The sequence below is a fragment of the Paenibacillus glycanilyticus genome (genome assembly GCF_023715145.1).
Classification (GTDB): Bacteria; Bacillota; Bacilli; order Paenibacillales; family Paenibacillaceae; genus Pristimantibacillus; species Pristimantibacillus glycanilyticus_A.
Map to the genome: position 1 here is coordinate 214180 of NZ_JAMBNP010000008.1, position 20836 is coordinate 235015.

Genomic DNA, 20836 nt, shown 5'->3' on the forward strand with positions numbered 1-20836 from the left:
CCTGTACAAGATAGCCATTCGCCAAATTTGCAATAAATCCGCGGGTAGCGGTACAATGAATTTTGCTAGATTAGCCATCGCTTACGATGCATGAATAAACACATATCGCCTTTTACTTGGCTGTTGGTGTTTATTCATTTTAGGAGGTCTCATCATGATCAAAGAACAAGCCATCATTATCGGAGCTGGACCCTGCGGCCTTGCTGCCGCCATTGAACTCGAGAGAATTGGACTACATCCCGTCATAATTGAGAAGAGTAATATTGCCCATTCGATCTCCATGTATCCTACATACATGCATTTCTTCAGCACGCCGGATCGGCTGGAGATCGGAGAAATTCCTTTCACAACCCCTAATGATAAGCCGTCCCGCCTGGAAGCTATCAATTATTACCGTACAGCCGCGCTTCGCAACAAACTACGGGTAAATGCATACGAAACGGTGCAAAGCGTCGACCGTCAGGAGAACGGTCTGTTCCATTTATTAAGCGCAGACCGCTATGGAGTAGAAAAACGATATGAAGCTCGTTACGTTGTAGTGGCAACCGGCTATTTCGATCATCCGAATTATCTGGGCATTCCCGGCGAACAGAAGGATAAAGTCACCCACTTCTTCCGTGAAGCCCATCCGTACACCGGCATGGAAGTTGCCATTATCGGCGGCAGCAACTCTGCTATTGATGCGGCATTGGAGCTCGAACGCGTAGGCGCGAAGGTTACGGTTATATACCGCGGAGCCGGTTATTCCCGCAGTATTAAACCTTGGGTCCGTCCCGGCTTAGAAAAGAAAGTTGAAAGCGGCATGATTCGAATGTTATTCGAATCCCGGGTCGTGGAGATCGATAACCATCATGTTGTGGTGGAAAATCCGGAAGGCCGTCATACGATCGCCAATGATTTTGTGCTTGCTCTTACGGGCTTCCATCCCGACCGTGAATTTCTCACGAATTCAGGCGTTAAGATTGAGGAAGAAGGCTTCCCTTACTTTGATGAAACAACAATGGAGACGAACGTACCTGGCCTTTATCTGGCTGGTGTCGTCGCCTCCAAGCATGAAGCGAATGAAATTTTTATAGAAAGCGGCCGTTTCCACGGCAATAAGATTGCCCAGCATATTACTTCGCTGCGTTAATTACTTTCGTTGCTCGTCCAGTCTCTTCTTCAGGGATTGGACGAGTTCTTCGTTAGGCTCCCGTCCTCCGTACCGGACTTCGTCATACAGGCGGGCCAGAATATCAACCTCTGCCTGCTGCTGCCCAGGTTTGTTATGCCAGGCAACAATATCCGATGTCGTTTCTTTTACGGTGTAATGCGGCTTATAGCCATAACCACGGCCAATTGCGGCAGCTACGTATCTCCGGTACAAGTAACGAATCCTCTCCCCCGTCGAGGACAATTCCTCCCAGCGGGCTTCCTTCTGCTTCTTATTCGACTTGCCAAGCCTTACGCTCCATTTCGCGCGGTCAACAAGACTCTCCACTTCATCCGTATAACCGTCCGCACCTTCTTTGATGCCTTCCGCGCGTTCCCAGATTCTGCCCAGCGCTTTGCTAATAAGCTTATACAGCTTCCTTCCAATAATAAACAGAAGCACGGCTATACCAAGCACCAGAAGCGCAATACCGATAAACTTGGCGGAGTGCTCCAGCCATACAAGCCATGCGGGAGGATCATGGGCCTCTACCGGAGGCAAGCCATTCTGCTCTGGTGGCGCTGGCTGTGCCGGTGTCTCCTCTGCAGGCTCGCCTGATCCGCTCATCCATTCCATGATCTTGTTCACAACGGCATGGAAAAAGTCTTCAATGGAAGACTGCAGCTGCCGGAACAGACCGGCTATAAGCAGCAGGACAGCCACGATTGTGAGCATGAAACGGTTTTGCCGTTTGAATACCTTTGTTGTAGAGGATTGGATTGCTCCGCCAGATTGCGTCTCAGACGTCAGCAGCCTTTCATTAACCACATAAAGCATAAGAACAAGAGCGATAATGCCGCAAATCGTCAGGAAGGTAAAATACGGCTGAAGCTTGTCCTGAAGGTGGGCGGCAATCGTTAAGACGACATAGACGAGAATGCTGACTACCATCACCATATTCGGAAATGACTGCGTCCAACCTTTTGTCCAAGCGCTCATGCCTCTTGTAGCCGTAAACGCTGCAAGAAGAGCCGGTATTACGATCAACACTCCCGGCTGCTTAGCCTGGAATGCCACCAGCACGGCAAATAACATACAAGTATGAACGGCTCCAAGCATAATGCCAATAAGCATGCGATAAAGGCGCCGGTTGCTTTTCACTCGGCCGTTTATTAATGCCCCTGCCGTATAAACGAACGGAAGCGTCAGCAGCCATAGGAACAAGAAAGCTTTGGTTGAAGTAAAGAACAGAGCAAGGAACCATATCGGCAGGGTGAACAAGGTTTCAATTCCGCCATATAGCAGATTCGTGATCAGCTTGCGCGCGTTGTGGCTCATACCGCTTCACCTGCCTGCTGCTGATGCTGATCCGCACGCGGGGTCAGCTTCCAATGAACAACCGCATTCCCGTTCCGGCGCAGTCTGTCCGCCTGAAGCTCAAGCTGCTCGTTCCAGAAGCTGGAGATAACAAGAACATCCCTCTGGGCATAACCGCTGTCGGCTTCCCTGGCAAGCAGGTCGACGAACGGCTCTGTCCGGATAAGCTCCAGCTTCGCCATCGCCTCGAATATGTCCGACAGATGCCCTCCTCCGCTGCGCGGCTCAACGAGAGTACTGCCAAACTCGCCAATGATCGGCATATTCGTGCAGAAGCCCGCTTCCATGCCGCTGTTAATAACCGCTTGAGCCGCTCCTGCCGCCCATTCTATTCCGTGCTCGATCAGATCTTCATCATTGACCGAGCGCCACATGCTCTCATTATCTTCCACGTTCAGATAGATCATCAGCCTGCGGTCGGCTGTGTAATCGTATTGATGCACCTGAAGGTTGCCGGTTCTGGCCGTTGCTTTCCAATTGACCATTTTGTACGTATCACCGGAACGATATTGGCGGGTCCCCATAACTACAAACGGATCCTCCACAATCCAGCGTCTGACCGACAATTCTCCCTGCCAGCTATGCGAAGGCAGCTCATGAATAGGCACTTCTGCAGGAGTCGGATAGACGATCAGCTCGCCGTTCAAAGCAATTTGCTTCGTCTGATGCAGGAAGCCCAGCAGATCGCCGGCCGTCATCGTAACGGATTGCAGCTTGTACCAGCCTCTTTTGGTGCATACGATGCGATGTCTTCTAGTAATCTTGGTGTAAGGCATGAGAGTAAAGAAGCTTTTATGGTTTTGCGACAGCTTGCCGCTGCTTACTTCAAGATTATCCTGACGATGAAACCATAAGTCCGAGGATAATTGTGATTCCACCCGCATCCACGGAACAGGCAGCCATTTGGCATTGGTCAGCTGCTCGACCAGCTCGATGGTTTCGCCTCGATAACTGACTCTTTTCTGAAACTTCCGTTCATAACCAATTTGCTTCAAAGCATACCGGTGAAAGATTTTGGCCTGCAGAAAAAAGATAAGGATTGCCGCGAACGCTACCCAGAATATGATCATCCGCTCACCCCTATCGGGAGGCGATTCCAGCTTCCGCAGGCACTGCGGTTTGCCGGATAATATCTTCAATGATGTCTTCCGCATGCTTATGAGACCGTTGCATTCCCCGAAGGGACAAACGATGCGCCAGCACCGGCTTCGCCATTGCCTTCACGTCATCCGGTGTCACATAGTCACGACCCCGCAATATCGCTTGCACCTGCGAGGCTCTCAGAAGCGCCTGACTGCCGCGCGGACTTACGCCAACGAGGATATCTTCGCGCGTTCGCGTCCGTTCAATCAGCTGAAGCAGATAATGCAGCACTTCGTCAGATACCCGAACCTCGGCGTATACGCGCTGGGCTTCGGCAATATCGGCCGCTGCCGCTACTGCATCCAGTTGGCCTAACGGATCGGCATTATTAAAGCGCTTTAATATTTGGAGAGCCTCTTCCGTTGTTGGATAACCCATCTGAATCTTGAACAAGAACCGATCGAGCTGGGCTTCCGGCAGCGGGAACGTTCCCTGATGCTCAACCGGGTTTTGCGTTGCAATAACCATAAACGGCTTGTCCAGCCGCTTCGTCTCGCCGTCTACGCTGATCTGGCGTTCCTCCATGCATTCGAGCAGACTGGACTGTGTCCTTGGCGTCGCGCGGTTAATCTCGTCTGCGAGCAGCAGATTGGTGAAGAGCGGCCCCGGACGAAATTCGAAGCCGCCTTCCTTCTGATTGTAGTACTGAATACCGCTAAGATCGGACGGAAGCAGATCCGGCGTGAACTGCACCCGGCGGAATTGGAGTTTCAGCGATTGCGCGAGGGACTTGGCAAGCAAGGTTTTCCCCGTTCCCGGAACATCCTCCAGAAGGACATGGCCCGAGGTAATTAAGGCGATAAACAATAGTTCGGTAACGCTTTCTTTTCCAACAATAACCTGGCCGATATTCGACTTCAGCCTATCCGCTAATTGGTTGATCGATTGAAATGACATAAGTGCGTCTCCTTTTTATTCGTTATCGGATAACTCCAGTCGCAATCTGATGATGGCTTTGGACGATGCTGCGGAATAATTGCTCCTGCTCGGCATTCCGGAACGCCTCTTTCGGCACGATCCAATACTGCCTCTTATTGTGAAACAAAAAGTAATACTGCTTGTTTTCCCATACCTTCGAGAAAAAGCCCCACTCCACCTTCGACGCGCCTTCCGACATTTTTAACTCAAAGTCATTGGCGTCGAAGCTGATCTCAAACTGACCGTTCAGATCTCTGGATTTTCTTATTCTTCTAGGGTGGACAATAACCTGCGTTACGTAATTCAATACGGATACGATGATGACCATCGCAGCGATTAATGCCAGTGGCCTTGAATGGAGAGCAATTGAAAAGACGGTACAAGCCACGAATAATACGATCTCAAATACCCAAGTCAACCGGATTCTCAAGGTTTGAAAATACAGGCTTTTCATCGCTCTTCCCGCATGCTGGCCGTAATTAAACTGTATCGTTTCCAACGTCTATCCTCCGAAATAAATCTTGTGTCTTCTATTCATCATTTACGGGCTGCCGTACACAGCCTTCTGAACCTTCTGCAAATCTCTCCATCGGATCACTTTGATCCCTTCGGACCGCAACGTCTGCTGGATTTCCGGATCCCGGAACAATTGGAACTCCATGCCCCGCTTCTCCGGCTGCCCGTGGAAGGCAAGCAGCTCATCCGTCACAAGCGAAGGATGGAACAACATCTCGGTTACGCCTGGCTGAAGCTGCTTTAATTGCTGCTTTAGATTGGCCTTGACCGTATCGTACGTATCACCTTGCTGAAGCGGAAACGGCAGACCGATCAAATAATCCAGAACAACGACTCCCATGGCATGAGCCAGCAGTCCAAGCTGTCTGGCCTGCTCTTCCAGCTCTGGCGGAACCATCTGACCGTTCGCTGCAGCTACTTTGCGCGGCATCCGGAACGGAAGGCCGTAAGAAGAGCATACCTCGAATACTTCCTTCAGAAAGTTCTTGCCCGTTTCCAATCCGTACAGGCTTCCCATGTGGTTATCCGCATGAGTCGGATTCATCCCGAGCTGAAGCGCTGCCTCCACTTGAGCAAGCATTTCCTTCTTCACCTGCTGCGGATCTGCCTGAAGCTCAAAGGTTCGGCAATCCTTCGGGAAATAACCTTCGCTTGTTACGAGCGATTGCGAATCACTGCCTTTATTAACCGGTCCCCACCGGTAAGCATCCCATTCGCTTGTAAACGTGAAATGGATCCCTACATCGTATTCCGGATGATTGGCACTCCAAAGAGCCGCTTCGCGAGAGGACTTGCAAGGCATCATTAGGGTGGCCGAGCTTACCGCATGCTCTTGAAGCAGCTGCTGAATTCCTTTATTGGTTGACTGGCACAAGCCATAGTCATCCGCATTAATAATTAACAACCGTTCCTGACTGCCGTATCCAAGTGATGCTGCGACGTTCATATCGACACATCCTCTCTACAATTAGCAACATTAACGAATTGCGACTGAAGCGGCAAGCTTACAGCAGCTCGCGACGGAACAGCGCCAGAAGCCGTTCTTCGTTCTGGTCCACCCACCCGCATATGCGGTAGGTCTGGTCAATGAAGCCCGCTACAAGCTCCGCCTCGTCAAGACCTTCTTTCCACCGGTTGGTGAAATGGAGAAAAACATCGAGAACTCGCAGCTTTAGGAGAAGCGGCAGCGCTTCGGCCTCAGCAGGCGTAAGTCTGCCGAAACGGCCGTATCCTTCGCAGAATAACTGGATACAATTCCAGGTATCCGAATCCTCGCCTTTGAAGAAATCAATAATTGCTACAACCAGTTCCATTGCTCTGACATCGATTGTGCAGAACTCGAAATCCAGCACTCCGATAATAGAGTCGCCGGCAGCGACGGTATTGCTCAAATTGAGATCACCGTGAATCCATTGGTGAGGCAGCTCACATAGTGCCTTCATCTTGTCTGAAAGACTGTTCAACAGGTCCACGACTGCCGCCGCTTTGTCCGCTTTCGCCATAAATACTTCCGATGACTGAATAATTGCCGGAAGCTCGTCGTGAATCAGCGTGAAATAGGTCTCTTCGAGCTTATAATACGGTTCATAAATCGGCTGTTGCGAGAGCTTCAATTCCTGAAGAGCGGATGACAGCCTCGCAGATATTTCACCTAGCGAAATAATATGTTCTTTGCGCTCTGCGCTTGGACGTTCGCCCGGAATATAGCGGTACATGGCCGCAAGTGCTCCCGTTTGCGTACGCGAGATGGTTCCTCCAGCGCGATTGGCTACCGGTACCGGAACCCGAAAACCGGGCTGCTGCAGATACAGAGCCGACAACACATTATGCTCAAGCGAGACAATGTCCGTATCCCGGTGATTGTTGTAGACCCGAAGGACAAAACGCTCATCGCCCGCCTGAATCATTCTTGTTGTGTTATTCATTCCGCTGTCACCCGGCACAATGATCCATTCCGCCTCGAACGGATACTGCTCAATCAGCGCGGCGATTTCGCTCTCTTTCAATCCGCATGGCCTCCCTGCTTCGCTTGCCGCAGGCGGTCTATTCGGCTTGATAACGTCTGCTTCCAGCTGCCAGACAGTTCCTCCACAGCCAGTAAGGCGGTCATCCCTGCCAGGTCTTCCTTGCCTTGATACATAACGCGATTAGCCTCCGCGAGGGTGATGGCTGCCGGATGCCGCTGGACAACCGTTAAATCCTCCCCCGCGCTAACTTCCCCTTCTTGCAGAACGCGGAAATAAAATCCGGTCATCCCGGTCTGCTGAACCTTTGCGCCGAGCTCCGGACGCTGATGGCGGATTCCAAGCTTAAAGCAAGGCTGTCTGGGCTGGCTGACCTGTACAACCACATTTCCTGCCTGCACGACATCCCCGATGCACAAATCATGCTCCGTCCATTCAGATACGGTCCAGTTCTCGCCAAAGGAACCGCTGCTCACCTTATTGCCCAGCCACTCTTCCCAATACGGGAAATGACGGTCGAAGTAGACGCATACGGCTTTGTCCGGCCCGCCATGGTTGACCAGATCCGCCTGCCCGTCGCCGGATAATCCTGTTTTGCTTAAGTAATGCCTGCTAGCGGACGGTGATTTGAAAATTCCGGTTTGAACAGGCTTGCTGCCATGCATCGCCTCTACGGGAGTTCCTACATTAAGCGAGACAATACGGCTGTTCATTATTTCCCGAGACATTTGTTTTCTATTAGCCTCCTGTCCATTTCTATCCTCTCTCTATTATAATCCGAGTAGGGAGATGATGGCAAAAACATCTTTTGGCGCTCTATTATTAATGGCGTTAAGCAGCCGAAATCAGGTATAAATACGGGCTTTTCAGCTATATCCGAATAGTCTTTCAAGACTACTCTTCGACACCTTTCGTAACATTCGAGCCACACTTGTCGAAAACGTTTTCTTTGTGTAGATTCATGCGCTTCCCCGGGAAATAAAAGACGTAATTATTTCCTCATTTCCCGGAATGGAACCTTCCGGCTAATGAAGGTTGAATTTTCGCTCAATTCTGATGATTTCTCCTCTAGGCCTTTTCAAGCGGCTTTGAAGTCTTGCCAGATGCTGCTTCCGGTATTTCCTGTCCAGCACCATGATGAGGATAAGGAATATTGCCGTACCCGCTGCTCCCCACATGCCAAGCGCGAAGATTGACAGCGCACCCGATAAGAGTAACCAGACGAAAGCTGCCCGGTCAACAAACGTACGGTATGAGCCGAGATGCCAAGGGGCATCCGCGAGCAGCCTATGCCTCCCCCTAAGCTTCAGCTTGATCCAGATCGGAATCGCATAGGCCAGCTGCAGGCACAAAACACCAAAGCCAAGCAAACTGGAGATGCCAGCCTCTCCCCCATCGACCAGCCTTGCTGCACCAAATAATATTACCGAGATCACAGCCGTAATAAGGATTGCCGCCAACGGCGACTGCCGCTCGCGCGTTACCTGCGACAGCACTTTGCTGAAGGGCAGAGCCTGATCCCTCGCGAGGCAAAAGACCGCCCGCGAACAAATCAGCATTTCGCTGTTCCCGCTCCCCCATATGGCCGCCGCAATCATCAATAGTATAATCGAATTCCCCTGCCAGCCATCCAGCGCGGCTGCGGCCAGCAGACTGTCGCCTGCGCTGAACAAGTTCGTGCCGACAATAGCCGGGAGAACAAGCGTCAGGCACATCAATAAAACAAAGCCTCCGATCATCGTATAGACCGAAGAGAAGTAGATCGCCCAGGGAACCCGGATGCGCGGATCGCTCGTTTCCTCCGAAGCTTGGGCAGCTCCATCCATACCGAGAAACAGCTTCTGCAGCACGATTACCCCGGCTATAAATGCCCATGGCGTAACATGCCCCTCCAAAGAGATATTCTGAAACGTATATAACAGCTCCGGCGAATACACGCTTCGTCCGAAGGTAATGTAGATCCCGCCAATAATCGCGGCAAGGATAACCGCTTGAAGGAAAATTCCCGCTTCTTGCAATGCCCCTGTCTTCCCCGTTCCCCAATGATGGACAGCCGCCTGAGCGGCGGTCACCATGCACAAGGCGACTCCGCTCGTCAGCCAGGAGGAGGTATAGCCCAGCCATACAGACAATAGCTTATCGATAATAAAAGCGCATGCACCGTTCATAAGCGCCATCATAGCGAGATGACCAGCCAGATGGAACCATCCTGCATACCATCCCCATCTTCTGGTTCCAAGTGCGGAGGCCCAGTGGTAGACGCCGCCCGCTGTGGGCACAGCTGAAGACATCTCGGCAAGCGATGCGCTGACCAGGATGCCAAACAGCGCAAGGATTGGCAATCCGATACTGACGACAGAGGGTCCCCCCTTCTGCAGCGCTGGACCAGCGAGCAGAAATACAGCGCCTATTAATCCAAGTGACTGAAACGAAAGGCCAAATGACGCAGCGGCTCCTAGTCGCCTGCGCAGCTGCTGGGCGAGCCCGAACAAATTCAGGTCATGCTTATCCTGCTGCGACTGTGCGTAAGAGCCGTAAGCGCTCATGCTGATATGCTTTGAAGCCCTTATGCTCTGTTGTGCCCTTGCCGTCAGAATCAAAGCGCAACCACAAACCATAGCAAACAGCAGCAAACCGATCCATACCGCCAGCATCATCGAACCCCTCCCTACGATAATGTATGAGGCGGGGGGAGAGGTCATGTCAGACAGCAAAGGACTGCCCGCAAGGACAGCCCTTTCATGCCGGCCATCAGCCGGCTGTTATGCGTTTGTACAATGGATTTATGCCGTGAAACGCAGCATCGCAAACGATCCAATCGCAGCTGCTGCCCAGCAGATCGTATGAATAACGAGCCAACGCCATTTTGAACGGAAATCCAGTCTTCTAAGCGTCCACAAATTTGTTCCTATGACAAGCAGTGCGTATACTAGAATGATAACCGTGCCGTATGCCTTCTGGGAGCCAGTAGAGGGTGCCATAAATCCATAGACCAGAACGATGCCGCCGACCAATACATAGGGAAACAAGAACCCAAGAAGCAGATGAACAATTACGCCAACCCACTTCTTCCTGTCCATCCATGGATCAGCTCCTTTTGCATCTCCGCCCGGCATGTCCGGCTGTGCTAATTGTTTGGCACCATGGCTCCGAGTGGAGCATTCTCATTCACAATATCTTGCAGATCATACGCCGAGATCGGAAAATACGGGAATCCGAAAGCATAAGGCGTCAGTTCATATAAGGCAAAATAAATGACAATCGACCGGTCCGCAATGTAATAATCCTGATCCGGCCGGATCGTGCGGAATGGCTCCAGCGTGCTTATATCTCGTTCTTTAATCTGGGCGTTAACCAAATCCGAAATACGGTGAACATAAGCGCTGCCCGGCTTGAACAGTTGCGGAAGGCTGTAAGCGTGTCCAGTCGACACGCGAAAGGTAAGCGATACCTGCAAAGTAAGTCCGTGCGTCCCTCCCGAGTAGGTGTAGTTAAATAACGACAGGCTCAAGATATCCCGCTCGTTCGTCTTTACCTCGTAATACCCGCTCATTTCAGCCCGAGGATCATCAAGCGAGCCCTGCTCGTCTACCAGCTGCTGAGCCGCTTTACGAATGGATTCATTGATTCGCTTGATTGCATTCTCGTTTGGTCCTCCGCTTACATAGGGAATCCAAAGCTCCGCTTTCGGGAATGCCGCTCTTGCAGATTGGACAATGACTGGAGACTGAAACGCCATATTCGAAGACACCTACCTATTTGGTCAGATGCTCCATTATATGCAGGGTACGTCTCATTTCATGCCACTCGATCCCGCCGTGAGCGGAGGCGGCGACTCCAATGTACGCAAACCCGGCTTTCTCGTAAAAAGGGATCAGGTGCCGCTCGCACATGAGCAGAATGGCTTCATGGCCCGCTGCATCGCATTCCGCAACGAGCTTCTTAAGGAGCTTCTCTCCTATCCCCTGCCGCCTTGCCTCTTCGGCCACCGCAACCGTCAGAACACAGAAGTTATTTCCTTCCTCTTCGTCCTGTTGGTCTCCCTTCATCTCATCTCCGCAGGACCAGGCCGATGTACGAATGCCGTTCGCAATGCCGGCCAGCTTACCGCCGGACCAAGCCGACCAGAAATAATTCGGATAATGCTCGTACCGGTACCGGAAGCCTTCCCGCGTTGCGGCCGCATCCGGCACATAACAGCGCTGCTCGAGAAGGAGCGCTTCCTCGAGTTCATGTTCTTGAATTAACCGCAGCTCGATGTCGCTCACAGCAGCATTTTCTCCCGCTCGGTTAGTCTTCTGCCCCTCACGTCAAGCACAAGCTCGCCGTTGTTCAGGCCAATGATCCGGTCAGCAAACCGTTCTGCCCAATCCCCTTGATCGAGAACGGCTATAACCGTCACTCCCTGCTCCGTGGTCAGCCTCTTCAGGTCGGATAATACCCGGTCCGCCGTATGGGGATCAAGTCCCGCTACCGGTTCGTCTGCCGCAATAACCTTCGCGCCATGGACAAGCGCCCGGGCAATGGCAATACGCTGACGTTCGCCGCCGCTGAACGTACTGGCCTTCTGATGGGCTTTATCGATCAATCCCAGCTTCTCAATCGTATCCATCGCGCCCATATAATCGTCGTTGCGCAGCATGCCTGTCCATCTGCGCCAAGCCGGTGTTTGGGTCACGGCACCGATGCTGACGTTTTTAAGTCCGGTCTTGTTCTGGTAAAGCACGGGCTTCTCTTCCAGATAAGCAACCGCGCGCCGGATTTTGAGCTTGCCTGCCAGCCCCTGCTTGAATACGTCTTCTCCTTCATAATAATAATTGCCTTTGCTCCACTTCTGCTGAAGCGCCAAGCATTTGAGCAGCATCGACTTGCCGCTGCCGCTGGCTCCTTTTATCGCAATGAATTGTCCTGGCTGGACTTCAAAGCTGATGTTCTTCAGAATCGTTGGTCCGCCGGGAATTTGCTGTGATAAATTTGATATTCTCAACATTAGTCCATGCCCCTTTTTTGTAAACGCTTCGACAATCTATGAATCTAGTTTACGAGAAACAAAAAACAGTTGTCCACACGAACAAATGTTTGCTATAATAAAAACAGAACAAACGTTCCCTATTTTATAATCCAATAATCATTTGAAGGAGGCTGAATCACCATGAAGAAAAGCTGCGAGAACTTTCGTTATTTAGAGAAAGGATGGCCGCGCCGGGACCTTACCTTTAAGTTTTACACGGACGGAACATTAACGATTATTGATAATCATGCAGAGGAGGTGATCTCGCCAAATGATTTGAAGGGTGACAGCATGGACTTTTATGTACGGCGTCGTATCGCCTTTATTAAGAATAAATTGATGGCAGCCCAGCAGAAATATGCTTAACCTCACCTGCGTGAACGGCTGCTCCGTCAATGCAAGGAGCAGCGTATGTCCAGCGGTGAAAGAAAAAGCCTGTACAGGGCATTGGAAATAGGCGGAATGCAAGAATGACTTGCATTCCGCCTTTTTAATTACGGCAGTTGTTTATTAATCCCATTCATGCTTGGAGGACGGGTCGCGAGTTTGTTCAGCTTAAGGCCAACCGCTTCCGATTTAAAACTGGAGTTGTTTTGGCGGTTTTGGGTTTTCTCGGCTTTATTAAAAGGCATGCTCATCACCTCCCTGCTCTTTATGTGAATGATTAGCATAAATCGCCGGAATTAAACATCCCTTTTGCCTTCGTTGACGTGGGGCTTCTAATAAGGTAGATTGTTCATACGACGAACTTCACCAAAGGAGCCGTGCTTTAAATGAAGCAAAACCTTTTCTTTGACCTAGACGACACCCTCATTCACTGCAACAAATATTTCTACTTTGTCATCGAACAATTTGTGGACGCGATGACAACGTGGTTTGCGGGCTACGAAGGGGTAAGCGCTGAAGCTGTGCGCAATAAACAGACAGAGATTGATATTGCGGGCGTAGCTGTGCTCGGATTCAAGAGCGAGCATTTTCCGCAGTCTTTTCTTGATACATATAACTACTACTGCGATCTTACGGGCCGCAAGAAGTCTCGAACGGAACAAGATTTCCTCTGGAAGCTTGGCCTGAGCGTATATGAGCATGAGACCGAGCCTTATCCGAATATGGAGGCAACGCTCGACAAGCTAGCCGGCGAAGGACATACCCTTCATCTCTATACCGGAGGGGAAATTACGATTCAACGCCGCAAGATTGAACAAATGAAGCTGGAGCGCTACTTTGACACAAGAGTGTATATCCGGCGCCATAAGAATAGCGAAGCGCTTGAGCAGATTCTGGCTGATGGCCGCTATGACCGCGGCTTGACCTGGATGATCGGCAACTCGATCCGCACCGATGTCGTTCCTGCATTGACAGCGGGCATTCACGCCATCCATATGAGAGCCGAATCCGAATGGCAGTATAACGTCATCGATATAGAAGTAAAGCCGAAGGGTGCTTTCTTCACCTTAACCAATCTGCTTGAAGTTCCGCCGGCTATTCACGACTACGTTAATCGTCAACTGCCATAACATTAATGGCATAAACCATACGAAAAAGGAGTAAAGCGGTTCCTACCGCTTTACTCCTTTTTCATTTACGCAGACGGCTCGGCTATACGTCCCTTACAGTCAAGGTGCCTTTCTCCCGGTCGGTTAACACAAGTCTTGCCTTTGTGCTGTTTCCATCCGGCCGCTTGAAGGTTAACTGACTGGTCGCTCCTTTTTCCAGCAGGGAACGAATCATTGGAATCGATAAGGTTTTGCCCTGCTGCTCCTTCCAGATGACAAAGGTGCAGCCATCCCGGAAGGCACTGCAGCCAAATCCCCGTTTACCCTCAATAATTTGTCCGCTGCAGCCCGTTCTCGGACAAGCTGCAATCGGCTCCCGAGTGGATGGGCTGGCAGCTCGTTGCGCAGTTCTAGGCGTTGCCGCAGCTGTCGCCGTACCTGACGCCGCTGATCTTGAGGACGACGAGACCGGCTTGCTGGCGCCTGCAGTCTTCCCTGTACGGCTTCCCCGCTTAGAGTTCGCCGTTCCACGCTTGCCGCCGCTTTCCCGCTCCTCGAACGTTCCTGGCGCGGCAGGACGCTGCTGACGGACTTTATCCACGATCATTGCGGCAAATTGCTTCACCTTCATTATGAATTGATCATCCGAGGCTTCCCCGCGGGAGATCTGGTGCAAACGCTGCTCCCATCTTCCGGTCATCTCCGGAGAGGCAAGAAGATCCACGCCTGCCCCGCGAATTAACTCGATAGCGGCACAGCCCTTTGAGGTGATCTCGAGCTTCTTGCCGGTCAACCCTACATAACCCACCTGCTTCAGCCGTTCAATCGTTGCCGCACGAGTCGCTGGTGTTCCTAGCCCCGTATCCTTCATCGCCTCTCGCAGCTCATCGTCTTCCATCGATTTGCCGGCACTTTCCATTGCTTTCAGCAAAGTGCCTTCGGTATAAGGCTTAGGAGGCTGAGTCGTCTTCTCCAGGGCATCCGACTTCACGCAAGTGACGCCTTGCCGCGGTTCAATTGCGAAAGGCTTATCCGTGAGAAGCTCCTCATCATCGCTGTCAGCCTCTTCCTTCTCGCCGGCTTTCTTCTTGCTTGTCTTCTTTGCAGTCTGCCCCTGATCCTGCAGAACTACCTTCCAGCCAAGCTCCAGCAGTTCCTTCGCTTTGGTACGGAAGATCTCTTCTTCAACTTCTGTCAGCACCGTATGATTCTTATAGACCGCAGGCGGGTAATATTGCGACAGGAAACGTCTGACGATCATATCATAAATATTCTGCTCCTCCGGATTTAAGCCGGAAGGACGCTTCGGCGTTGGCATAATGGCATGGTGATCCTCGACCTTCGCCGGATTACAAACGGCTTTATTGCCTTTATGCACCCTGCTTCGGTCTGCTCCGCTCGCCAGCTCCCGATAAGAATCCGTACCCTGAAGCATGGTGAGCACCTTTTGCATGACAGGCAGATTCTCTTCGGTCACATAATTGGAGTTCGTACGAGGATAAGTGATGGCCTTATGCTTCTCGTACAAAGCCTGCGCGATATCCAGCGTCTTCTTCGCAGAGTAGCCGTAACGGCCGTTTGCTTCCCGCTGCAGAAGCGTCAGGTCATGCAGACGGAACGGGTATTCCTTGCTCTCCGCTGTCTGGTAGTCCTTGATGACGCCAGGCTTGCCCTGCGTCTTGGCGGCCAGCGCTTCCGCTTTCGCTTTATCCGTTATCCGATCCCCCTGCCATATGCCTGAATACTGAAATCCGTTCTGATCAAATAAAGCTTTCACCACGTAATACATATCCGATTGGAAAGCCGTAATCTCTTTATGCCGGTCATACAGCAGCGCCAACACCGGAGTTTGCACCCTTCCGACCGACAGCAATGCCTTGTGGCGAATTGTAAAAGCGCGGGATGCGTTCATCCCGATCAGCCAGTCCGCCTCGCTGCGCGCTCTGGCTGCCCTCGTAAGCGGAGCATACTCCTCATCGCTTCGTATGGTGTCAAAGCCCTTCCTGATCGTCTCAGGCGTCAAATCTGAGATCCACAGACGGTCTGTCGGCTGGGGGAGCTTCAAGTATTGCCGGATCAGATGAAAAATAAGCTGTCCCTCGCGCCCGGCGTCACAAGCATTTACAAGACGTCCGCATCGCTTCGCAAGCTCTCCGATCGTCTTCAATTGATCCTTGGTCCGTGCATTTGGCCACAGCTTGAAGGTTTGCGGAATGATCGGCAGATCCTGATCGTTCCATCTTTTATAGCGTGCATCATACTGGTCGGGCTCGGCTAATGTAACCAGATGACCGATCGCCCACGTAATAATATAACGGTCGCCTTCCAGGTACGTCCGCTTGTTCGCGGCTTTAGGCTCTACAACCGCGGCAATCGTCCGCCCCATATCCGGCTTTTCCGCAATAATTAATGTCTTCAACTAATCGCCTCTCCATCTAGCTTGTACGTTCCACTTTGCTTTTCATCGTTGCAAATATTTTACTCACGCCACTCGCCCAATTCTGATCCTCCGCATATTTGCGGTTGATCCAGGCAATCGGGTCTTTGCCCTTCGGCCTGTCCGCGCTCCACTTCAAGACGGTCTGGGAAGCAATTCGCGCAGAGTCATGGATGGTCGTATTGTAGTCTTTCCAGCTATAAAAAACATTGAACGGATTATTGGCGATCTTCTTCGCCTGTTTATTCGACTTCGGTACAAAAGCCTGCTCCTGCCCGGTTATCGCGAATAAGAAGAGAGGATGTATATCAAATGTTTTTGCCGCATCTATGATGGCATCCAAATAAGGCTGCTCGGCCAATAGAGAATCTCTGCTGTTCAGGTACTCAACAAGCTGCGTCTTATCCACTTCGGTATAACGCAGCTCATCCGGGAGCTCGTTATTTGCTACTACCGGCTTTACCTTCTCAAAGGACTGCAGGTTAACCGGGGGCTGCAGCTTGTTAGGAGAAGGCCTTAATAACGACCAGCCATATAGCAGCGACGCGCTTACAAGCAAGAAGGATAGTAAAACATAAGTGGACGATTGCTTCCACCGACGGGGTATTGCAACCGACTTGTTATGCTTCTGAAGCGGCAGAGGAATCACCTCGGCCAGTTCGGGAATCGGCTGCTTTATCTCTCCATCAATCCGGTACTCCGCTCTCATCCAATCCTTCAACTGCTCCCATGCCGGAGGGGATGCAGGCTCAGCGTGCCTCACCAGCTTGTCCAGCTGGATGTGAAACAATTCCCATTCCAGATGGATACCCGTCTGCTCCTCTACCCACTTATGCAGCGGCGTAACAACCTTAGGATTTGTCAGATCAAGCTCCAGGCATGCTTCGAAAATATCATCCGAGCGAACCGGCATCTGCCGCTCCAGTACGGTCGCCCTAATCAGCCTTGCCGTCACTTCAAGCTTCAGCTTGTCTTCAAATGAAGGAAGCTGTTTTTGAATAATGCGGCTGACCGCGTCGGCTACAATCTCCGCCTTCTTATCCTGCGGCATAGCTGCATACTTATGCTGAACGTATTGTCTGATGTTGCGGACATCTGTTGGGGTTAATACAAATGCTTCATCGGCCGGCATGACGGGTTCTCCCCTTTGCGTCATCTCACACCGATTTTACCACAATTTTCTTTATGTTGGGGAGGACAGATTTGCAATACGCTGCTTGATTTCATCCCTTTCGATAAAGGAGCGGATCTGCTCTTTCTCGAATGTCGTAAATTGATACTCGCAGTCAATGTCTTCGTCTTGGGGCACGATCTGCCCGATAGCTCCGCCTAACGTGCAGATGACAAGGCCGCTGAAATCGATCAGATCGGGCGGTACGGGCGTGTCCTCAGCTACCTCGAAACGCAGCACAATATCCACCCACTGATTATCTCTGCGCTCCATCTCAGCCGTAATCGACTCAAAGCGGAGCTCCGTCACCTTTTCTAATCCGTATTTAATCATATCTATGCCTCCTTAATCGACAAGAAAAGCGCCCGGGGGCGCTTTCCGTTATCGATCGTAATCGCGATGTCCTTACCGCTTAAGGCAGCATCGACGATCCCATCAAATATTTATCCACTTCGCGAGCAGCCTCGCGGCCTTCGTTGATTGCCCATACGACAAGGCTTTGTCCGCGGCGCATATCGCCTGCTGCGAATACTTTATCAACGTTTGTTTTGTATTTGCCATACGCCGCTTTTACATTCGTGCGGCGGTCTTGCTCAAGACCAAACGAATCGATCAGCGTTTTCTCTGGACCTTCAAAGCCGACCGCGATAAATACAAGATCAGCAGGCCATACTTTTTCCGTGCCCGGAATATCTTTGTAAATTCTGCGGCCCGTTTCTTCATCAACCGTACGCTCGATTTGTACAGTGTGAAGCTCTTTCAGGTTGCCATTGCCGTCGCCAACGAATTTCTTCGTCAGTACGGAGAATGCGCGAGGATCTTCACCGTAAAGGGCTTTCGCTTCCTCTTGTGCGTAATCAAGCGTGTATACGTTCGGGAACTGCGGCCATGGGTTGTTCACGATGTCGCGTTCGAGCGGAGCCTTCGCTACCGTACCGAATTGCGTAACCGATTTGCAACCATGACGCAATGCCGTTGCTACGCAGTCCGTACCCGTATCGCCGCCGCCGATAACGATAACGTCCTTATCTTTGGCCGAGATGTAGTTGCCGTCTTCCAGGTTCGAATCCAGGTAGCTCTTGATTGTTCCGTTCAAGTAATCCATAGCAAGGTGGATGCCGTTAAGTTCGCGGCCTTCCATGTCAACATCGCGTGCTTTTGTCGCACCGCCGCACATGATAACGGCGTCGAATTCTTTCAAAAGCTCGTCTCTCGAGATATCTTTGCCGATCTCCGTATTCGTTACGAACTCAATGCCTTCTTCTCTCATCAGATTGACACGGCGGTCTACAACATGCTTCTCAAGCTTCATTGTAGGAATGCCGTAAGTCAGAAGTCCGCCAAGACGGTCGGCACGCTCGTACACGGTTACTTTATGACCCGCTTTATTCAATTGAGCTGCTGCAGCAAGACCAGCCGGGCCGGAGCCTACTACCGCTACTTTTTTACCGGTGCGAACTTTAGGCGGTTGTGCGACAACCCATCCTTCTTCAAAGCCGCGCTCGATAATCGCATGTTCAATTGTCTTGATCGTTACCGGATCGCCGATCAGGCCTACCGTACAGGAGCCTTCACAAGGAGCCGGACATACACGACCGGTAAACTCGGGGAAGTTATTCGTTTTGTGCAAGCGGTCAAGCGCTTCACGCCACAGTCCCCGATAAATCAGATTATTCCATTCCGGAATCAAGTTGTTAACCGGGCAGCCGGATGCCGAACCTGCAAGTTCAATGCCTGTATGGCAATATGGAGTTCCGCAATCCATACAGCGAGCGCCTTGCGTACGCAGCTGTTCATCCGACAAATGCTTATGAAATTCATTCCAATCCTTGATCCGTTCGATAGGATCGCGATCGGCCGGCAATTCACGTTGATACTGCATAAATCCTGTAGGTGTAGACATGTGCGAATTTCCTCCATCCAATATTCCCGATAAGCCTATATCATTATTCTCCTAAAACTATATCGGGAATCTTTAAATATTTCAACAAAAAACTTCATTTATTACGCGAATATCGTATTAAAAAAGCCTATCATTCTTGTTTTCTGTCGTTAATGGATTATCCGCACAATCTTTTGCACTAAATGACATAACGTTCGTTATTTGTTGAAGTTCCTTTATTTTATGCCTGCCGGCGCGCAAAGGTTTGGAAGATGAAGGAATAGGCGTTTTTCTCGTCGCTCTCCACCCGCTCCGCATCCACCCGTTCCCACTCCGCCTCGTTAAGCGAAGGAAAGAACGCATCTCCGCCGGCAATGTCGGTATCTACCTCGGTGAGCAGCAGTTTGTTCGCAAAAGGAAGGAACTGCTCATAGATATCCGCACCGCCTATGACCATCAGCTCGCCGTTTCCGTATCGTTCTATGGCTTCCTGAACGGAATGCACGATCTCACAGCCTTCTTTGACATAAGCGGAATTTCGGGTTATGACGACATTTGTCCTGTCCTTCAACGGCTTAGGCAGCGACTCGAATGTCTTGCGCCCCATAACGACAACCTTGCCTGTCGTGTGACGAGTAAAATAGGCCATCTCCGCCGGAAGCCGCCACGGCAGCTTGTTCCCGATTCCGATCGTACGGCTGCGGTCCATGGCTGCGATCATCGTAATCGTCATCGTGTCCGTCCCTGCTTTCTTATACGGCTACCGGAGCCTTAATAGTCGGATGAGGCTGATAGTTCACAAGCTTAATATCCTCAACCTCCGCGTCGAAGATTGATTTCACATCCGGATTAATCGCAAGGACCGGCAGCTCGCGCATGTCCCTCTGCAATTGAATATCGATTTGTTCCAGATGGTTCAAATAAATATGGGCATCGCCAAGCGTATGAATAAACTCGCCGACTTCGAGCCCGCATTCCTGAGCGATCAGATGCGTGAGCAGAGCATAGCTTGCGATATTAAACGGAATACCGAGGAAGATATCGCCGCTCCGCTGATACAGCTGACAGCTCAGCTTACCGTTAATGACATAAAACTGGAACATGGTATGGCAAGGAGGCAAAGCCATCGACGGTACATCCTCCGGGTTCCACGCCGATACGATTAAGCGCCGGGAATCCGGATTTTTCTTAATGGTATCAATAATGCCCTTAAGCTGATCGATCGTCTCCCCTTGCGTGGTGCGCCATTCCCGCCATTGCTTGCCGTATACGTTGCCGAGCTCGCCGTATTGGGCGGCAAATGCATCATCGGTCAGCACCAGCCGCGTGAACTTATCCATCTGTTCTTGGTATAAGGCATTAAATGCTTCGTCCGTCTGCGACCGAAGGCCAAAATTGGTCATGTCCGGACCGTTATAGTCCGGGCTCTCCACCCATCTTTTAAATGCCCATTCATCCCAAATATGATTATTATTCTGCAGCAAATAACGGATGTTCGAATCGCCTTTAATAAACCACAGCAATTCGCTGACGATCAGCTTGAAAGGCACTCTCTTTGTCGTCAGAATCGGAAAGCCTTTGGTCAGATCAAACCGCATCTGATAACCAAAGGTCGAGATCGTTCCGGTGCCCGTCCGATCCTCTTTCTTCACACCGCTCTCAAGCACATGGCGCAGCAATTGCAAATACTCGACTTCCGTCGTTTGTACAGTCACTTTTTTTCAGCTCCTTGATCAATGACAACTGCGCACCTCTCCCGGCACACGTCGCCGATTGGCAATAATCCTTA

General features: G+C 51.1%; 22 protein-coding genes. 3 read left to right on the plus strand and 19 right to left on the minus strand.

Features of this window, described 5'->3' with window-relative positions; all coding sequences use genetic code 11:
• The first annotated feature begins 154 nt into the window (after window positions 1–154).
• Window positions 155–1132, plus strand: a complete 978-nt coding sequence (locus M3194_RS21590) for a YpdA family putative bacillithiol disulfide reductase (RefSeq protein WP_251656148.1) — start codon at window positions 155–157, stop codon at window positions 1130–1132.
• On the opposite strand, the gene M3194_RS21595 is transcribed toward M3194_RS21590, so the two are convergent.
• The 12 genes from M3194_RS21595 to M3194_RS21650 form a co-directional block, all read right to left on the minus strand.
• The gene (locus tag M3194_RS21595) at window positions 1133–2470 is read right to left on the minus strand and encodes a DUF4129 domain-containing protein (protein ID WP_251656149.1); all 1338 of its coding nucleotides are present in this window, start codon (window positions 2468–2470) and stop codon (window positions 1133–1135) included.
• A complete protein-coding gene (locus M3194_RS21600; protein ID WP_251656150.1) occupies window positions 2467–3579 on the minus strand; it encodes a DUF58 domain-containing protein in 1113 nt (370 codons plus the stop codon). Before M3194_RS21600 ends, M3194_RS21595 begins: the two co-directional genes overlap by 4 nt.
• Window positions 3580–3589: 10 nt before the next feature.
• Entirely contained in the window at window positions 3590–4549 is a 960-nt protein-coding gene (locus M3194_RS21605; RefSeq protein WP_251656151.1) for an AAA family ATPase, read from the minus strand.
• Between the two features lie 22 nt (window positions 4550–4571).
• Window positions 4572–5069 carry a YcxB family protein gene (locus tag M3194_RS21610; protein ID WP_251656152.1) on the minus strand — a complete coding sequence of 166 codons (498 nt, stop codon included), beginning with the start codon at window positions 5067–5069 and terminating at the stop codon, window positions 4572–4574.
• Between the two features lie 42 nt (window positions 5070–5111).
• Complete coding sequence (locus M3194_RS21615; protein ID WP_251656153.1) at window positions 5112–6032, minus strand: polysaccharide deacetylase family protein; 921 nt, start codon at window positions 6030–6032, stop codon at window positions 5112–5114.
• A gap of 58 nt (window positions 6033–6090) precedes the next feature.
• Window positions 6091–7092 (minus strand): phosphotransferase, encoded by a 1002-nt coding sequence (locus M3194_RS21620; RefSeq protein ID WP_251656155.1) that lies wholly within the window; start codon window positions 7090–7092, stop codon window positions 6091–6093.
• The gene (locus M3194_RS21625; RefSeq protein ID WP_251656156.1) at window positions 7089–7778 is read right to left on the minus strand and encodes an MOSC domain-containing protein; all 690 of its coding nucleotides are present in this window, start codon (window positions 7776–7778) and stop codon (window positions 7089–7091) included. The genes M3194_RS21620 and M3194_RS21625 overlap by 4 nt, the downstream gene beginning before the upstream one ends.
• 297 nt (window positions 7779–8075) lie before the next feature.
• Window positions 8076–9707, minus strand: coding sequence for an amino acid permease (locus M3194_RS21630; protein WP_251656157.1), 1632 nt, complete (start codon window positions 9705–9707; stop codon window positions 8076–8078).
• A gap of 126 nt (window positions 9708–9833) precedes the next feature.
• Window positions 9834–10130 carry a hypothetical protein gene (locus M3194_RS21635; RefSeq protein WP_251656158.1) on the minus strand — a complete coding sequence of 99 codons (297 nt, stop codon included), beginning with the start codon at window positions 10128–10130 and terminating at the stop codon, window positions 9834–9836.
• Window positions 10131–10177: 47 nt separating this feature from the next.
• Entirely contained in the window at window positions 10178–10789 is a 612-nt protein-coding gene (locus M3194_RS21640; protein WP_251656159.1) for a DUF3298 and DUF4163 domain-containing protein, read from the minus strand.
• 16 nt (window positions 10790–10805) lie between these two features.
• Window positions 10806–11318, minus strand: coding sequence for a GNAT family N-acetyltransferase (locus tag M3194_RS21645; RefSeq protein WP_251656160.1), 513 nt, complete (start codon window positions 11316–11318; stop codon window positions 10806–10808).
• A complete protein-coding gene (locus tag M3194_RS21650; protein WP_251656161.1) occupies window positions 11315–12040 on the minus strand; it encodes a phosphonate ABC transporter ATP-binding protein in 726 nt (241 codons plus the stop codon). Before M3194_RS21650 ends, M3194_RS21645 begins: the two co-directional genes overlap by 4 nt.
• Window positions 12041–12202: 162 nt before the next feature.
• On the opposite strand from M3194_RS21650, the gene M3194_RS21655 reads away from it, so the two are divergent.
• Window positions 12203–12427 (plus strand): hypothetical protein, encoded by a 225-nt coding sequence (locus M3194_RS21655; RefSeq protein WP_251656162.1) that lies wholly within the window; start codon window positions 12203–12205, stop codon window positions 12425–12427.
• Between the two features lie 128 nt (window positions 12428–12555).
• Here the strand turns inward: M3194_RS21655 and M3194_RS21660 are convergent, their stop codons facing one another.
• Window positions 12556–12693 (minus strand): hypothetical protein, encoded by a 138-nt coding sequence (locus M3194_RS21660; RefSeq protein ID WP_251656164.1) that lies wholly within the window; start codon window positions 12691–12693, stop codon window positions 12556–12558.
• A gap of 141 nt (window positions 12694–12834) precedes the next feature.
• Between M3194_RS21660 and M3194_RS21665 the strand changes: the two genes are divergently transcribed.
• Window positions 12835–13578 carry an HAD family hydrolase gene (locus M3194_RS21665; protein WP_251656165.1) on the plus strand — a complete coding sequence of 248 codons (744 nt, stop codon included), beginning with the start codon at window positions 12835–12837 and terminating at the stop codon, window positions 13576–13578.
• A gap of 82 nt (window positions 13579–13660) precedes the next feature.
• Here the strand turns inward: M3194_RS21665 and M3194_RS21670 are convergent, their stop codons facing one another.
• The 6 genes from M3194_RS21670 to M3194_RS21695 all read right to left on the minus strand — a co-directional run bounded on the left by M3194_RS21670 (window position 13661) and on the right by M3194_RS21695 (window position 20762).
• Window positions 13661–15976 (minus strand): type IA DNA topoisomerase, encoded by a 2316-nt coding sequence (locus M3194_RS21670; protein ID WP_251656166.1) that lies wholly within the window; start codon window positions 15974–15976, stop codon window positions 13661–13663.
• A 16-nt stretch (window positions 15977–15992) separates the two neighbouring features.
• Window positions 15993–17126 carry a hypothetical protein gene (locus M3194_RS21675; protein WP_251656167.1) on the minus strand — a complete coding sequence of 378 codons (1134 nt, stop codon included), beginning with the start codon at window positions 17124–17126 and terminating at the stop codon, window positions 15993–15995.
• A 51-nt stretch (window positions 17127–17177) separates the two neighbouring features.
• Window positions 17178–17498, minus strand: a complete 321-nt coding sequence (locus M3194_RS21680) for a hypothetical protein (RefSeq protein WP_251656168.1) — start codon at window positions 17496–17498, stop codon at window positions 17178–17180.
• 79 nt (window positions 17499–17577) lie between these two features.
• Window positions 17578–19068 carry a glutamate synthase subunit beta gene (locus M3194_RS21685; RefSeq protein WP_251656169.1) on the minus strand — a complete coding sequence of 497 codons (1491 nt, stop codon included), beginning with the start codon at window positions 19066–19068 and terminating at the stop codon, window positions 17578–17580.
• A gap of 220 nt (window positions 19069–19288) precedes the next feature.
• Window positions 19289–19780 carry a dihydrofolate reductase gene (locus tag M3194_RS21690; RefSeq protein WP_251656170.1) on the minus strand — a complete coding sequence of 164 codons (492 nt, stop codon included), beginning with the start codon at window positions 19778–19780 and terminating at the stop codon, window positions 19289–19291.
• 19 nt (window positions 19781–19799) lie between these two features.
• Window positions 19800–20762, minus strand: a complete 963-nt coding sequence (locus M3194_RS21695; protein ID WP_251656172.1) for a thymidylate synthase — start codon at window positions 20760–20762, stop codon at window positions 19800–19802.
• Window positions 20763–20836: the final 74 nt, after the last annotated feature.